This is a genomic window from Nostoc sp. NMS2 (assembly GCF_017115105.1).
Lineage (GTDB): Bacteria > Cyanobacteriota > Cyanobacteriia > Cyanobacteriales > Nostocaceae > Nostoc.
The window spans coordinates 1-15,976 of sequence record NZ_JABXKH010000073.1; the positions used below are offsets into that span (position 1 = coordinate 1).

Annotated in this window: 12 protein-coding genes; 8 read left to right on the forward strand and 4 right to left on the reverse strand. The window is 41.0% G+C overall.

What is annotated here, in order from left to right; genetic code table 11:
- The first annotated feature begins 236 nt into the window (after window positions 1-236).
- Window positions 237-1,490 (forward strand): glycosyltransferase family 4 protein, encoded by a 1,254-nt coding sequence (locus HWQ36_RS14980; protein WP_292704060.1) that lies wholly within the window; start codon window positions 237-239, stop codon window positions 1,488-1,490.
- Between the two features lie 132 nt (window positions 1,491-1,622).
- Here the strand turns inward: HWQ36_RS14980 and HWQ36_RS14985 are convergent, their stop codons facing one another.
- Window positions 1,623-1,904 (reverse strand): hypothetical protein, encoded by a 282-nt coding sequence (locus tag HWQ36_RS14985; protein ID WP_292704062.1) that lies wholly within the window; start codon window positions 1,902-1,904, stop codon window positions 1,623-1,625.
- Window positions 1,885-2,130: a hypothetical protein gene (locus HWQ36_RS14990; RefSeq protein ID WP_012408119.1), complete on the reverse strand. Its 246-nt coding sequence runs from the start codon at window positions 2,128-2,130 to the stop codon at window positions 1,885-1,887. The genes HWQ36_RS14985 and HWQ36_RS14990 overlap by 20 nt, the downstream gene beginning before the upstream one ends.
- 1,254 nt (window positions 2,131-3,384) lie before the next feature.
- On the opposite strand from HWQ36_RS14990, the gene HWQ36_RS14995 reads away from it, so the two are divergent.
- The 4 genes from HWQ36_RS14995 (at window position 3,385) to HWQ36_RS15010 (ending at window position 10,638) form a co-directional block, all read left to right on the forward strand.
- Window positions 3,385-6,057 carry a calcium-binding protein gene (locus HWQ36_RS14995; RefSeq protein WP_292704066.1) on the forward strand — a complete coding sequence of 891 codons (2,673 nt, stop codon included), beginning with the start codon at window positions 3,385-3,387 and terminating at the stop codon, window positions 6,055-6,057.
- A 683-nt stretch (window positions 6,058-6,740) separates the two neighbouring features.
- A complete protein-coding gene (locus HWQ36_RS15000) occupies window positions 6,741-7,547 on the forward strand; it encodes a hypothetical protein (RefSeq protein WP_292704069.1) in 807 nt (268 codons plus the stop codon).
- 744 nt (window positions 7,548-8,291) lie between these two features.
- Entirely contained in the window at window positions 8,292-9,512 is a 1,221-nt protein-coding gene (locus HWQ36_RS15005) for an MFS transporter (protein WP_292704072.1), read from the forward strand.
- 28 nt (window positions 9,513-9,540) lie between these two features.
- Entirely contained in the window at window positions 9,541-10,638 is a 1,098-nt protein-coding gene (locus tag HWQ36_RS15010) for a hypothetical protein (protein ID WP_292704075.1), read from the forward strand.
- Window positions 10,639-10,801: 163 nt separating this feature from the next.
- Here HWQ36_RS15010 and HWQ36_RS15015 read toward each other — a convergent pair whose 3' ends face one another.
- Entirely contained in the window at window positions 10,802-12,247 is a 1,446-nt protein-coding gene (locus HWQ36_RS15015; RefSeq protein WP_292704078.1) for a deoxyribodipyrimidine photo-lyase, 8-HDF type, read from the reverse strand.
- A gap of 359 nt (window positions 12,248-12,606) precedes the next feature.
- On the opposite strand from HWQ36_RS15015, the gene HWQ36_RS15020 reads away from it, so the two are divergent.
- Window positions 12,607-13,167 carry a cupin domain-containing protein gene (locus tag HWQ36_RS15020; RefSeq protein ID WP_292704081.1) on the forward strand — a complete coding sequence of 187 codons (561 nt, stop codon included), beginning with the start codon at window positions 12,607-12,609 and terminating at the stop codon, window positions 13,165-13,167.
- On the opposite strand, the gene HWQ36_RS15025 is transcribed toward HWQ36_RS15020, so the two are convergent.
- A complete protein-coding gene (locus HWQ36_RS15025; protein WP_114080832.1) occupies window positions 13,141-13,938 on the reverse strand; it encodes a hypothetical protein in 798 nt (265 codons plus the stop codon). The two genes, HWQ36_RS15020 and HWQ36_RS15025, sit on opposite strands and share 27 nt — an antisense overlap.
- A gap of 350 nt (window positions 13,939-14,288) precedes the next feature.
- Between HWQ36_RS15025 and HWQ36_RS15030 the strand changes: the two genes are divergently transcribed.
- Window positions 14,289-14,735, forward strand: a complete 447-nt coding sequence (locus HWQ36_RS15030) for a molybdopterin-binding protein (RefSeq protein ID WP_292704087.1) — start codon at window positions 14,289-14,291, stop codon at window positions 14,733-14,735.
- A gap of 43 nt (window positions 14,736-14,778) precedes the next feature.
- Entirely contained in the window at window positions 14,779-15,801 is a 1,023-nt protein-coding gene (locus HWQ36_RS15035; protein WP_292704089.1) for a tRNA-dihydrouridine synthase family protein, read from the forward strand.
- The last annotated feature ends 175 nt before the right edge of the window (window positions 15,802-15,976 follow it).

The following is a 15,976-nucleotide window of genomic DNA, read 5'->3' on the forward strand; positions in this document are numbered from 1 at the left end:
GATAGTTTAGGGGTCGCCCTACGCAAAAATAGCTCGATGCCAGGGATAATTTTTTAAATGAACAAAAGCCTTCTCAAACAATTTTGAGAAGGCTTTTGTTCTTTCCCCTCAACCTCAACTTTCCTGAGATGGGGTTGGCTTTGTCTATTGATTTGAAAACTGCTGTAAATCAAATGATGACATACAGCCTCCAATGAGGTCATGGTGTACATATCACATTTGATTCATGACTTATTATGAATATCTTAATGCTATCTTCTACCTTTCCTTACCCACCAACGCGCGGGGGAACCCAAGTCAGGACATTTCATTTACTTAAATACCTGAGTCAACGCCATACTGTTACCCTAGCTACTCAACGCGAGGGTGATGTGACAGACGCAGAAGTAGCAGAATTACGCAATTGTGTGGATCATCTAGCCATTTTTGAACGTCCTTCAGATTCTGGAACCACTGGAATATTGAAGAAAATACAGCGATTTGGTCGATTTTTGCAACAAGGGACACCGCCAAGCGTACTTAACCGCTACTCAGTTGAGATGCAAACATGGGTTGATAACTGGGTGGAAGCGGGGAAATGTGATGTAATTACCTGCGAACATAGCGTCAATGAAATTTATGTGCGATGTCTACGACGGGCTACGCCTACGCATTTTCAAAAACAACTAAAAACCATAGTGAATGTTCATAGTTCTGTTTATGCTACCTGTCGAAACCAACTAACAACAGGCATTTCAGAAAATTCCCTGAGAGACAAAATTAATCTACCGCTTCTGCGGCGTTATGAGCAAAGCTACTGTGGTAAGTTTTCGGCAATTGTAGCGACAACAGAAGAAGATAAAATTCAACTACAAAAATTTAACCCCAATAGTGAAATTACAGTTATTCCCAATGGCGTAGATTTAGTTTCTTTCCCCAACCGTAGCACCGATCCAGGAGGACATCGCTTAATTTTTATTGGTGCAATGGATAATTTGGCAAACATTGATGCTGTCTGCTTCTTCAGCAACAAAGTCTTGCCAGAAATCCAAAAACTTTATCCTGATACAATTTTCGATATCGTTGGTTCTCATCCAGTGCCAGAAGTTTTGGCACTCGATAAAAAACCAGGAATTAATGTAATTGGGCGTGTGCCTTCAATGGTAGAATATTTGCATAAATCTACCATCTGTGTTGTACCCATGCGAACTGGGTTTGGCATTAAAAATAAAACTTTAGAAGCAATGGCAGCTGGTGTACCCATAGTAGCTAGCGATCGCGGCTTAGAAGGATTAGCCGTAGATGGCGCTAGTCATCCATTACGGGCATTACGAGCGAATACACCAACGGAGTACATCACCGCTATTAGTCAACTCTTCGATCAGCCACATCTGCGTGCAGAATTGTCTCATAAAGGTAGACAGCTGGTAGAAACAGATTTTACTTGGGATATCGCTGGTAAAAGCTATGAACAAGTTTGTCTAGGGGAAAGCTCATCTGCCTCTAGATAAATTCTAATTGTTTTTTCTTATCAGTATGTAACAAATGTGTGTAGAGACGTTGCATTGCAACGTCTCTGCATCGTTGGGCAAATTATGTTATCTAAATCGTATTGGTTGTTAGCTAGCTTGTAAAGAAGCACATCAATTATTATCAAACCTAGTGGAAGCACCTAACACAAGTAATTTTTTATGCTTACGCTTATTCTTATTCTTGAGAGTATTCAAATAACTATCAACGTAGCGGAAAGCAGCTGCACCGTCATAATCAGCAATGGCTATAGCTTGTAGGAAAACCTTGGAAGGAATTTCAAACGCTAAAAATCTTTCTGTTAAAATCAACAAATCTTTATCTGTGGCAGGAAAAGTAGTCTCTTCTGTTTCTTCTGGATCATAGAAGATGTCTTCAATTAATGCTTTGTACACTTTGTACCTCCCCAAAAGCATAAGATGCAAAGCCTGTGATAAAGTTTAGCTGCTGATCGCGAGTTTGTAAGTTAACTGGGAGTTCAGTACCAGGACATCCTATTTCCCGTAAAATTTCCAAACAATAAGCACCGAGTTGAGTGTATGGAGCTTGCTCCAATTCTTGAGCTACTTCTAGAGCCATCTCCAGATTGACTTGGATAACCGTCGTTACAGGGTTGGTCATATAACACGCCCTAATAAACTGGATGTTCTAAGTTTTGATCACAAGTACAAATAGCGTAACGGTGTTTTTGCGGAATTTATGAAGAGGGGAAAATAAAGTATCAGCGCATTTGCGGTAATGTACCCAAAATTATGCAAACAAGACTGAAAGGTAACCGCTCAATAATCCGGGGTAAATCGCTCAGTGACAAGGCTCAAATGACGTAAACTCGTTCCTGAACTGGTAGTTCGCCCCGATTTATTGAGCGGATACACTGAAAGCCTGACAATTCCGATCTGGGTGCGATCGCTACACTAAAATACATTGGCATTCGCTTAATGTCAAAGACAAGCCAATGCTTGCTTTAACACGTATAAATATTTATTAGTAGATTGTGGCGGGTTTAACTACCCTTAACTAGACAAGTAGGGGCAATGCATGAATTGCCCCTACTTGTCTATAGCAGTCCGCTTTGATTTTTGTTCGCGTCGCGTGGCGTAGCCATATTTATTTGTGTAGGGCAAGCGCGATAGACAGGGAAGAAAAACAGACAATGGCTGTTCAAGTTGTACCTAGCTTCGTAAAAATTAAATAGGATTCCTATAGTTAATTGAGATGGTAGCTGAATTTATGCTGTACTGTACTAGTACTAATAAATCCTAGTAGTAATAAATCGTATAACATAATTGTCAATATATTCGAGCAATGGTGATTTTCTCGTCGGTTCTTAACCATAGTTACGAACAAGACTATTTTATGTACCTTTGTTTTTATATTAAAAATAATTTTGTTCATAAATCAAGTTACCTTTAATGTGCAATATATCTTGATTAAGAAAACATATTTTAGGAATTACCCATTTACAAGATATACCAAATATGGAAAATTTGAAAAACGACATTTTTCATAGATATACAGTATTGCTCACCCCTAGAGAAGGTCTATTCGCTATTCTAAGGATAATTAATAAAAGCCTGGAACAGCCTATTTTGGTTATGCATATCATGATAAAGTTGTACAGATCATAATTTGATAAGTTTTGTATCTAATTGGTTCTCAAAAATGTCGGCACAAGAGTGTCGCAATTTTTGAGAACCTTAAAGAGGTCTTAATAATTTCAGAGTAAATAGTATTTTTATTTCGCCAGAGATATAAAACAGGATTAATTATATTTAGGCTTATTTCATCAGAAATTTATAATTGCGATCATTGTAATATGCGAGTATTACAACGATCAAATAAATTTGATCTGCAAAACTATAAAGGTTATACATTATGTCCATTATTGTTGGTACTCCTAACAATGACTTTTTGCTGGGTACTAGTAATGACGATCAGATTTCTGGTCGTGGAGGCAATGACAACATCTCCTCGGGTCTTGGAAATGACATCATTGATGGTGGAGATGGCAACGATACGTTGGCTGGTAATGGCGGCAATGATACATTCAAGGGGGGTCGAGGTGACGACAGCATTGATGGTGGTGATGGCTTTGATACCGCAGACTACAGCAGCTTAGGCAAAAAAATCACCCTCTCAGGCGTAGGGACAATTACTAAAGCTGGCGGTTTCGGAACAGATACAGTCTTTAAAGTAGATAGGGTAATTGCTGATGCAACTGTTGCTAACAACACTATAGATGCCTCTCAATCTTTGTCTGGGGTAGCTGCTGTTGCTGACTTAGAAGCCCAAACCATATCTGCTCTTAACGTTCCTGGTCTGGGAACTTTGACATTTAATGTAGTCAACTTTGACAACGTTATCGGCACAATTAACAATGACACCCTTAAGGGCGACGGTCAAAAGAACGAATTAACTGGTCTTGCTGGTAATGACCTGATTGATGGTAGAGGTGGCAATGACCTGATTGATGGTGGAGAAGGCAATGACAACTTAATAGGTGGTGATGGCGATGACACCTTTAAGGGTGGTCAGGGTAACGACAACATTAATGGTGGGGATGGCTTTGATATTGCAGACTACAGCAAATTAGGTCAAACTATTACCCTCTCAGGAGTAGGGACAGTTATCAAAGCTGGTGGATTGGGGCAAGACCAACTCTTGAAAGTAGATAAGGTAATTGCTGATGCTAGTGTTGCCAACAACACTATAGATGCATCTCAATCTTTGTCTGGAGTACCTGCTGTTGCTGACTTAGAAGCCCAAACCATCTCTGCTCTTAACGTTCCTGGTTTAGGAACATTGACATTTAATGTAGTCAACTTTGACAACGTTATCGGCACAATTAACAATGACACCCTTAAGGGCGACGGTCAAAAGAACGAATTAACTGGTCTTGCTGGTAATGACCTGATTGATGGTAGAGGTGGCAATGACCTAATTGATGGTGGTGAAGGCAGTGACACGTTGTTCGGTGGTAATGGTAATGACACCTTTAAGGGTAGTCAGGGTGATGACAGGATTGATGGTGGAGTTGGTACAGATACCGCAGACTACAGCAAATTAGGTCAAACTATTACCCTGTCAGGAGTAGGGACAGTTACTAAAGCTGGTGGATTGGGACAAGATCAACTTTTGAATGTAGAAAAGATTATTGCTGATGATACTGTTGCCAATAACACTATAGATGCCTCCGCATCTTTAGCTGGTGTATCGATCACCGTTAACCTACAAAGCCAAACTTTGACAGCTAATAACGTTCCTGGTTTAGGGACGTTACCATTTACTGTAGTTAACTTTGACGATGTAATCGGCACAAATGCAGATGACTTCATTGCTGGCGATCGCCAAAATAATAAATTAACAGGCAATGGCGGCAATGACACATTCAGGGCCAGTCGAGGTAATGACAGTATTGATGGTGGTGATGGCTTTGATACCGCAGACTACAGTAGCTTAGGCAAAAAAATCACCCTTTCAGGTGTAGGGACAATTACTAAAGCTGGCGGTTTTGGAACAGATACAGTCTTTAAAGTAGATAGGGTAATTGCTGATGCCAGCGTTGCTAACAACACTATAGATGCATCTCAATCTTTGTCTGGAGTAGCTGCCGTTGCTGACTTAGAAGCCGAAACTATCTCTGCTCTTAATGTTCCTGGTTTAGGAACATTGACATTTAATGTAGTTAACTTTGCCAATGTCATCGGCACAATTAACAATGACACCCTTCAGGGCGACGGCCAAAATAACCAGTTATCTGGTCTAGCTGGGAATGACCTAATTGATGGTAGAGATGGCAACGACCTGATTGATGGTGGAGATGGCAATGACACATTGACAGGTGGTGCAGGCGATGATAAATTCAAAGGCAGTCAGGGTAACGACAGCATTAATGGTGGAGATGGCTTTGATACAGCAGATTACAGCAAACTAGGTAAAGCCATCACTCTATCAGGTGTAGGACAAATCACCAAAGCTGGCGGCTTCGGCACAGACACAGTATTTAAAGTAGAAACGGTTATTGCTGATGCTACTGTTGCTAATAACACCATAGATTCCTCCCTATCTGTTGCTGGCGTATCTGTCAACGCTAACTTAAAGGAGCAAACTATCTCTGCCCTTAACGTTCCTACTCTGGGGACAATAACATTTAATGTACTCAACTTTGATAATCTCATCGGTACAAATGCAGGTGACAGCCTTACTGGTGATAGCCAAAATAACCGATTAGAAGGTAGAGATGGTAATGACACTATCTCCGGTGACTTCGGTAATGACACCATTATCGGTGGAAAAGGTAATGATATTCTTACCGGTGGCTTTGGTGCTGATAAGTTTGTTTTCAATAATGTTAATGATGGTATTGACACCATTACAGATTACAACTTTGGTCAAAGCGACGTAATCCAAGTTTCTAAAGCAGGGTTTGGTACTACTAATCTTAGTGACTTTACCTACGATTCCTCTAGTGGTAACTTGTCTTTCTTAGGAAATCAACTCGCCTTGATTCAAAATTCTTCATCCAATCTAGCCATTCAGTTGGTCTAAAATTACTACGAGTCATATCTCCATGACAAGTTAAAGCTTTTTGCCCTTTATTGTAGATTTGTTGTGGAAATACTAACTATTAGTTTACCCATAACAGATTGAGAGTAGTACAGACACGAATAATCGTATTTGTACTCAAGAGTAAAAGTTGTGTTGCAAAAATAGAATGAGGTTGGCTGGTAAAAGGATGAATTACGTCAACTCTCACCAGCTAGCCCTCAAAAAGTTTGGATTTTCAGAACTTTATATGCTAAATCAATCCCCTAGAAACCTAAAAATATTGCTGTAGGACAAAAACAGGCGTTATATTTTAAAATTTTAGGCTTTTCCCGGATTTAGATATTATAAGCTTGACTTTAAAGCCAAATTTTGATGTTTAACTAATAGTTTGGCATCAAAGGTAATGAAGAATCAAAAATTTTTGCAACACGATCGTTGAACACGGAGGTTGCTTCAACTCTATCGACCCAACACACTAGGGCAAACGCATCTAAAGTCTAAGAATCCTTTAACAGTAAGGGGCTTTACATTTAATAGTTTAGGCTATTTTTTAATCAAAAGCCTTATGCAATAAGGATTTAAGAAATATTGTGCGATCGCCCTGAGCAACAGACTGCTTAGTTTTTGATTTTGAATTATTCCATTTTAATGATATTATTCTACAAAATTAAGGAGTGAGCTTTGTGCAATTTACAATCAATCCGTTATTCAACAAGTTGTCTGTAAAATATTTAACCGTACTTACAGCTATATTAACTATTCTCCCGTTGCCAGTTAAGGCAGCTACGTTTTTAGTAACGGAACGCGCTGGTTTAGGAGGCAACGATCAAGTTAATTGGGAAAGTTTAGGTAAAGTATTCAATCCCTCGGCTCCTGACTTTTCTGTTTTTTTACCTAACTCTTTCTCAATAACATCCCAAGGTGGTTTAGGGTTAGATATAAATATAGCTCCAACTAATAATCCTCGGGTTACTCCACCGTTTGTTTTTCAAACTTTACCTTCCCCCGGAATTCGGAGTAACTTCGCGTCAGGTGATTTTATTCTCTTTGGAGGTATAGATCCAGCAGGTTTTATCCCTCTTCCTCCTGGCACTCCCGATCCTGGTACTAAGGGGAACGGTGAACCTTTAACAATTAGTTTTGACCAGCCTGTTTTTGGCGCTGGGGCTCAGATAGCTATAGACAGTAGTAAATTGAAAATTGAAAATTTTCTCAACGCTTTTGATAGCACCAATAACCTGTTGGCTAGTTTCTCAGTTCCAAATATTTCGTCCTTAGCATTAGATAATTCGGCAGTGTTCTTGGGGGTTCGTAGTGACACTCCAAACATCTCACGACTAGTTTTTAGTAGTTCTGCTCCCCAATTCGGTTTGGCCATCAATCAGGTAAGCATTCTTGCAGTTCCCGAATCAACTTATACCTTGGCGGTATTAGCTTTTGGTGTTTCCGGTGCTGTTTTGAAGCTACGCCAACGGAACTTAGCCAAATAAATAATTAATCCTAATTCGTAATTCAAAAGGGTAGAGTAGCTCACACCAAAATCTCTGATTGGGTGGTCTGCAATATGCTCTTGCCGAGACACTTTGGGTAGTAAGATCCCCGTAGATATGGGTACGCGGACTCGCTTTCTCGTGTCGCTATCAGTGATTAGTCCAGAGTTAAGGATATTTCTGAATAAGAAATTACCAGATCAGTTAAAAAAGTCCTTTTCTCACTAGGGAATCAGAACTAACTCAATCGGTCTATCGGGTAATTTATTTTCCAGAAATCACTTAACACTGATTGTAATTACAAATGACGTTAGCAGGACTCGTTAACATCATTATCAATTACGAATTATTTTGATGCTCACACAGCGTCGGAATAGCTTGTGATTGAATAAGTTTGAAGTTCCAGACATACTCCAACTTCTATCAGACGTAAGTTCCCCACCATTTTGATCTTTAGCCAAATTAAAGTCAATGTCATACAAAGAAGTAGAACACATCATAGAAGCTAAGATACAAAAAGCTATACGGAAGCACGAGATCGTAGTTGCTTTTATTAGTAGTATTACTGGCTTAATTTTCATAATGGGTTTATTCCACGCTATTTCGCTCAACCATGCTCAAATTCACGCATTTTGCTTGAACTGATTACTGATTGTATTTAATGGGTCTTTACGATCAAGCATTCCCTGCTGTGCATATAACCAATCCAAGTTACACATATTTTTTAGAAAAGGGAATTGCACTATGGAGAGCAAAAATAATAGCAGGTCTATATTCGTTTTATTTTTGACTGTATTTATAGACTTGCTAGGCTTCGGAATTATTCTGCCGATACTGCCTTTGTATGCTGAACAATTCGGCGCAAAACCTAATGAAGCCACTCTACTTGTAGCTGTTTATTCTTTAATGCAGTTCTTATTTGCACCATTATGGGGCAGATTTAGCGATCGCTACGGTCGCCGTCCGATTTTACTACTGACCTTATTCGGTTCTGTAATAGCATACGCAGGCTTGGGCCTTGCTAACTCATTATGGATGTTGTTTGTTGCTCGTAGTCTTGCAGGGATTATGGCAGGGAATATTAGTACCGCTCAGGCGTACATCGCAGATATTACCACACCAACTAATCGCGCTCGTGGTATGGGCATAATCGGAGCAGCTTTTGGTCTTGGCTTCATTCTCGGCCCAGCTATTGGAGGTCTTCTCATCGGGTCAGATCCAGACAACGCTAACTTTCATTTACCGTCGTTGTTCGCAGGCGGATTATCTTTATTGGCATTGCTTTGTGCTTTGATGTTACTTCCTGAATCTCTAAATTCTGAAACTAAAGCCAAAATGCAAGCTAATCGCCACCGTCAGCGACGGATCAATTGGTTACAACTGTCACAGCGTCCACAGTTTTGTGTGCTTGTAGGCATCTACTTTTTTGTTACCTTTGCAGTTGCAGCTATGGACTCTACATTAGCTTTATGGTCTAAGCAGCAATTAAACTGGGGACCTCAACAAACTAGTTATCTTTTTGCTTTCATGGGGATTGTTAGCACAATCGTTCAAGGAGGACTAATCGGATTCTTCAAGAAACACTTTGGTGAAATCAAATTACTTACCTTGGGAATATTAGGGTTAGGTTTAGGATTACTGCTAATTGGATTCTCACAAAGCTTAACTTTATTGTTGGTTGCCACCACACTTGTGGCATGGGGAATTAGTGTCAGTCAACCAATATTAAATAGCCTAATTTCCCAGATGACAGCCGCAGAAGAGCAAGGACAAATATTAGGAATTGCCAGTTCTTGCTCTGCCTTAGCACGCATCGTTGGGCCAACGTGGGCAGGGGTTAGTTTTATGAAATTTGGGAGTTCTTCTCCTTTTTGGAGTGGATTTTTAGTAATGATAGTAGCTTTGACTCTTAGTTTACGAGTTACTAAAAACGTATATGAAGTAAAGACAGAACGTGTCGCCTGACAATCTAGGTCTTAGAGGATCTAAAGTTATGGGTGATGTATCCAAAACTTTAGATCCTCCTAAATCCTCCGATAAATTGGAGGACTTTGAGAAGGTTATTCCACCCTTGTTATTAAGAATTACGAATTACGAATTACGAATTAATAATATGACAGGTCGCCGAGTATTATTTTTAGGCATCTTTGTAAGCATTCTCCTTACCTACGCAATTTGGGTCGGTGGGAGCATTCCTGCAAGCATCATTAAACTTCCTGATCAAGGATTAAACTGGTATTATTGGAAGCTTCCCCAACCAACCTTTTGGAGTCGAGCGACGGCTTGGGGTATGTACATTGGGCATCAGTTTAGCATCTGGGCGTGTATCTTGTGGGCGCAGCGATCGCAGCTGAAATACAAATCAGCCCTGCACCCGATAAATTACCTCATGCTTGCCATCAATGGTGTATTCATCGCTTTACACTTCCTCCAGACTTATATTTGGTACGATGCTCTTGCTCAAGATACTTCAATTTGGACTTCTCAAGGTGCAGTTGTCCTCCTACTGGTGTTCGTACTGATTTTAGAAACGCCTCGACGCGGTTTGTTTTTTGGCAATTCTGTTCCATTCCATCAACAGTTTTTGCAAATTATCAAGCTGTACCACGGCTACTTTTTCTCCTTCGCCGCTATCTACACCTTCTGGTATCATCCAATGGAAGCGACTGTAGGGCACTTAATTGGTTTTCTCTATATGTTCTTGCTTCTCCTCCAATCGTCGTTGATCTTTAACCGCGCCCATGTCAATCGATGGTGGACATTCACTTTAGAAATTACAGTGCTTTTACATAGTGTCATTGTGTCGTTGATGCTAGGACAAAGCAAGTGGCCAACATTTCTCTTTGGTTTTCTTGGCATTTTAGTACTTACTCAGCTTCACGGTTTACCTCTGGGTATCTGGACTAAACGCACTATTTACGCAGCCTTTTTAGTGAGTGTAATGATCGTTTATGGACTTACTGAACGCGGCTTGGGCAGAATTTACGAAGTAACCTATATTCCTCTAATTGAGTTTGGTCTAGTTGGCGCAATTTACTTAATTTTTCTGCTCATCTTATGGACAATTTCTCGTGTACCTATCAAGACGTAATATGATAGCCGTTAAAATACTCATCGGTTTGTAGTAAGGACTTTAGTCCTTTCTAGGAGATGTTATGCAAACAGAATCAGGACTGAAGCCCTGACTACAAACATTTTTTACTCAGGTTGATTAGCTGGATATGCTATAAATACACATTAAAAAACTCACAATTTTACTCACCACTACTAATGTTTTTTTGTTGTTGATAACGCAGTTTAAACTGGTTTTGTTGTATTTTATGATCCACAATTGGGTCGGGATAGCCAACAGCATGACGTTCTAAAGGTGGAATTTTACCAGTAACTAAATATTCTGTATCTACAGACCTTAATTCTGATACCCATTGCCGAATATATTCCCCATCTGGATCAAATTTTTGTGTTTGACTGGCTGGGTTGAAAATTCGCACAGGTTTAGGGTCCATACCGCTAGAAGCACTCCATTGCCAACCGCCATTATTAGCGGATAAATCACCATCAATTAGGTGCTGCATAAAGTATTTTTCTCCCAATTGGGGATTAATTAGCAAGTCTTTGGTTAGGAAACTAGCAACAATCATTCGACAACGGTTGTGCATCCAGCCGCTTTCATTCAATTGGCGCATTGCTGCATCTACAATGGGGTAGCCAGTTCTCCCTTCACACCAAGCTTGGAAATGTTCTTCATTAGTTTCCCAAGGAAAGTTCTTAAAGGTATCGCGGAAAGCACCATCAGCTAATTCAGGAAAGTTATACATTGCATGTTGATAAAATTCCCGCCAAGCTAATTCTTGTTGCCACGTGCGAATATTAACTGCTGTTTCCTCACTGCGGCTGTTTTCTAGTGCTTCTATGGTGGCTTGCCAAACGGTGCGAATGCCAATTACGCCAAATTTTAATGCTGCACTTAGTTGTGATGTTCCGTCAACTGCGGGAAAATTTCTCTGTTCTTGGTATTCAGTAATAGCTTTATTAGTAAATTCTTCTAATCGTTCTTGTGCCGCCGCCTCTCCTGGTGAAATAATTAATTGTTCATCCCAAATAAACCCTAAATCTTTCGCTGAAGGTAATGTCAAAGATCCCACAAGTTTAGCAATTTCTTGTTCAGCTTCTGTTAATCCCTCAACATTTTGCAGTGTTTCTACTGGGTTCGCTTTCGGTTTGATAATCCAATTTTTCCAGAAGGGGGTATAAACTGTGTAAGGACTATTACCACCCGTGCGGATCTCATCTGGAGAATTGAGGATTTGATCCCAGTTTTGATCGAGAAACTCAATACCTTTTTCTTTGAGGGCATTTATAATGGTGCGATCGCGTTCTTGTGAATAAGGTTCTACATCCCAATTCCAAAAAACAGCTTTGGCATTTATTGCCTCCGCTAAAGCTGGTATCGCTTGTACAGGATCGGCGTGGAGTATTAATAACTGACTACCAACTTGAGCATATCGCTCTTGGAGTTTCTGCAAACATCCAATCATATAAGTTACTCTCACAGGAGCAATATCATCCCGTTCCAAAATATTCGGATCGAGGCAAAATACACCCACCACCTTTGGACTCCGCCGTTTTGCCGCAGCCAGTCCCGTATTGTCAGAAATGCGTAAATCGCGCCGATGCCAAAACAGAATTAAGTCAGACATTCTATACTGCATATAGTTCACCCGTACTAGCTTAGATGCTAGTGGTACCAATGAACATCATTCTGGCGATAAATTTTTTAATGTGGATTGGGCATGGAAAAGAAGCAGAGGGGCGGGGGGCAGGGGGCAGAGGAACCAAAGGTCGACCCGATGTCTGGCGTAGTTACATGGAAAAGAAGCAGAGGGGCGGGGGGCAGGGGGCAGGGGGAAAACTCTTCTCCCTTGCTTCCTGCTCCCTGCTCCCTGCTTCCTGCTTCCTGCTCCCTGCTCCCTATTCCCCGGTTTGTCAATCGGGAATAGTGGCTTATTATCTCAAAGAAGAGTATACTCTTCTTAACAGTTAATTAGTCTTTTTGGTCATGGCTAACCTACTACTTGACGACGGTACGATTGAGAGTGATTTAGGCGAAATAGTTCGTGAACTTGCACCTCTTGACATTCAACTCAGACACTATGACCCAGGAACATCGCTACTCTTCCCCCATCTGTTAGACCAGGACGTTTTAACTGAGTCTGAGAAACGTTATTGTGTAGAACTCCATAACAGCGTTTTTGAATTTCTTCAGCAAGAAAATGGCGCTATCTGGTGTGACTTGCTAAATGTGCATCCAGGTTCCTTTAATCTTCACCATCTGATAGCAACCTACGGCCGTTACCATACTCATCCTGCGCCTGAACCTCTCTACGTGTTTGCAGGAGAAATGATCTATGGCTTTGTGCGACCTGATGGCAGTCAGGTACAGCTTTTAGTTCAGGCACAAGACTATCTTTACATCCCCGCAGGAGTTGAGCATTGGTGCAGCCCAACTGCATCGTTGAATTGCAAAGCAGTACGCTATTTTGCAATAGCAGAGGGTTGGGTTCCCAATTATACAGGTACTCAAGTTAGTGATTCACTCAACTTCCTCACAGAGAATTAACAGCGTTTCCATCGCCTCTGCTAGAGAAATCAACTCTGTCCAAGAGGAGCCACTAACTAAATTTTGAGCGTGAGCTAATCGATTTCGCAACTGTTCAGCAGACTTGAGGAAGCGTTCACCAAAGCGTTTGGACTTTAATCCCAGTTGCTGAAGAAGTTCTGGCTGATTTAAAATCAATTCTCGCTTATCACAAAATTGCAGATAATCTAACAAATCCGTAGCTTCGTTTCTTTCTTGGCTCTCTCGCCATAGCCGTTGAGCAACTTCTAAGCGCTCAGGTTTGAGGACTTTTTGCCAAGAATCTTGAGGATAGTAAATCCGCACTAGCCGCAGCAAATTCATTTCTAGCAGCGTTACCAAGCCAAACAGCAGCATTCGTGCGGGTGCTTTCTGTAAGTCACCACAGGTAATAATACCACTTACCTGATTGCAATCCAAGACAAACAATCGCGGAGTTTGTTGCAAAATCGGTAACAACTTTATCAGTGGGGTAGAAATGGCTATTAGTTCTTTGGGATGAAACACCCTTTGATAGTCGCCACACTTGCCTTCTTTGCCTTGAATCAAACTAGAGCGTTCTACATAACCGCTTATAATATCTCCCGTCTCAACGCCGATAACATCAAAATTTTGTGCCTGCATCCAATGCAGCACTTCTGTCACCTCCGCATTAGCTGGCATAGCTTTGAGGGGTTCTGCCACGTATTCAATGGTGATATTGTTCTCAAATAAACTCCGCAGGTCTTGAGAACGCGATTTTAGGTGTTTCATCCCCCGGCTGTGAACTCACGTTAGATCATCCTACGGCATTCACGCGATCGCCAGTGAAACTTTCTGCCAGATTACCCCTGCAATCGCTATCTCGACAAATACCGTAGACCAATATCATACTATCCTAGTTAGTATAAAGATAGTGACGGTTAGACATTTTCAAGGAACAAAATATTTTGCAACTACAAAAAAATAAATATTTATGTAGTTATTTGGATCAGATTAGTTGATTAATTTTGCTAAAAATGCCGAAAATCCTCGCAAAAAAATGTTATTACTAAAACGACATATCGAATTGATACTTGGTAGAATTTTACCAAGATAACCAAAATTGATAATTAATATTATTTATGCCAAGAAAAGAACAAGGATGGGTTACATTTCAAACCTCAGAAGACGAGCGGAAGATTCTAGAGGAGTTCTGCGAACAGTCTCAACGCACCAAGACTGAGATTTTGCGAGAACTCGTGCGTAGTCTCCCTCAGCACTCGTCAGCAACAGTATTACCACCAACTCAGCAGGAAAAACAAGAAGATATCTACTATACTCAAAAGCCTGAAATAGAAAGTACTATTCCAAAGAAATCACTAAAAGTTAGCTCTCGCAATATTCTTAAAGGTGTTGTTAAACGAGTTGTTTGTGGAGCGGTTAATAGTGAGATAACTTTGGAAATTATTCATAAAGTAGAATTAACCTCTATTATCACCAGAGCTTCGGCAGAAGAGTTAGAACTATCTGAGGGAAAAGAAGCTTATGCAGTCATTAAGTCAAACGATATTGTCATTGCTAGAGAATAGAAATACTTGATAGAGTGATGCTTTGTCAACCGCTCTCATCTCCATGTCGTCCCAGGTATCGCTCCCCCAATCGCTCCATCCACACCTACCTCTCACCGCTCTTGCGCCCATGCAGGATGTGACAAACCTCTGGTTTATGAAGATCATTGCCCACTACGGCAGCTCTGACTACTTCTTCACCGAGTATTTCCGCGTCAATGATACTTCACGACTCAATCGTAGCATTCTGGCAGCAATCACCGAAAACGACACGGGTCGCCCCGTTTTTGCTCAAATGATTGGCGAAAGCATTCCAGACTTAGTAAGAACAGCAATTGATCTCTGCCGTTATAATATCGCTGGAGTTGACTTGAACATGGGCTGTCCAGCACCTAGAATCTATCGCAAAAATGTTGGGGGTGGATTGTTACTCTCACCAGAAAAAGTAGATCGGATTTTGGCAGAATTGCGGCAGGCAGTGAACGATCGCCCTTTGACCGTCAAGATGCGCTTAGGCTTTGAAAATACAGATAACTTTTATAAAATTCTAGATATAATCAATCGCCACAGCATTGATTTGTTGAGTTTGCATGGTCGCACTGTGAAAGATATGTACCACGGGACAGTGAGATATGATTTGATTGCTGAAGCGGTTAGACGAGTTCATTGTCCAGTGCTTGCCAATGGCAATATCAACTCTGCAACAACTGCTATTGAAGTGCTTTCTCAAACAGGCGCGGCGGGTGTGATGGTGGGACGCTGGGCGATTGGCAATCCTTGGATTTTTAATCAAATTCGGCAGGCTTTGCGCTTCGAGCCGATCGCACCCGTTCCTTTAGTAGAAGTACGCAACTATATCGATCGTTTATGGCAAACCCCCACAGCCGCAACCATGCCAGAGCGATCGCGTGTAGGCTATTTAAAAATGTTCCTCAACTATATTGCCCTGAGTGTTGATACTGAAGGTCATTTCCTGCGATCGATGCGACAGACACAGACCGAGCTAGAATTGTTTAACCTCTGCGATCGCGTTCTCCTTGCTGATTTAACGAAAACTTTAGCCCTAACACCCTCCTTGAGCGTGTAAGTAACTATGGCAACTATTTTATTGGCGTTGCATATTTGCGGGATGGGCCGAAAAGCCATTGGTGTCAACTTAAAGTGAAACCCTTGCAATGGCGTTATATCAAGCCTACTCAATTACCAATTAAGTCTTCGGAACCCCACCCCGCTTTTGTCTAACGACAAAATCTCCCCTCCCC

Coding starts and splice junctions, on each gene's coding strand:
- HWQ36_RS14980 (WP_292704060.1), top strand. CDS start 237: ATGAATATCTTAATGCTATCTTCTACCTTTCCTTACCCACCAACGCGC.
- HWQ36_RS14990 (WP_012408119.1), bottom strand. CDS start 2,130: ATGACCAACCCTGTAACGACGGTTATCCAAGTCAATCTGGAGATGGCT.
- HWQ36_RS14995 (WP_292704066.1), top strand. CDS start 3,385: ATGTCCATTATTGTTGGTACTCCTAACAATGACTTTTTGCTGGGTACT.
- HWQ36_RS15005 (WP_292704072.1), top strand. CDS start 8,292: ATGGAGAGCAAAAATAATAGCAGGTCTATATTCGTTTTATTTTTGACT.
- HWQ36_RS15010 (WP_292704075.1), top strand. CDS start 9,541: ATGGGTGATGTATCCAAAACTTTAGATCCTCCTAAATCCTCCGATAAA.
- HWQ36_RS15015 (WP_292704078.1), bottom strand. CDS start 12,247: ATGTCTGACTTAATTCTGTTTTGGCATCGGCGCGATTTACGCATTTCT.
- HWQ36_RS15020 (WP_292704081.1), top strand. CDS start 12,607: ATGGCTAACCTACTACTTGACGACGGTACGATTGAGAGTGATTTAGGC.
- HWQ36_RS15025 (WP_114080832.1), bottom strand. CDS start 13,938: ATGAAACACCTAAAATCGCGTTCTCAAGACCTGCGGAGTTTATTTGAG.
- HWQ36_RS15030 (WP_292704087.1), top strand. CDS start 14,289: ATGCCAAGAAAAGAACAAGGATGGGTTACATTTCAAACCTCAGAAGAC.
- HWQ36_RS15035 (WP_292704089.1), top strand. CDS start 14,779: ATGTCGTCCCAGGTATCGCTCCCCCAATCGCTCCATCCACACCTACCT.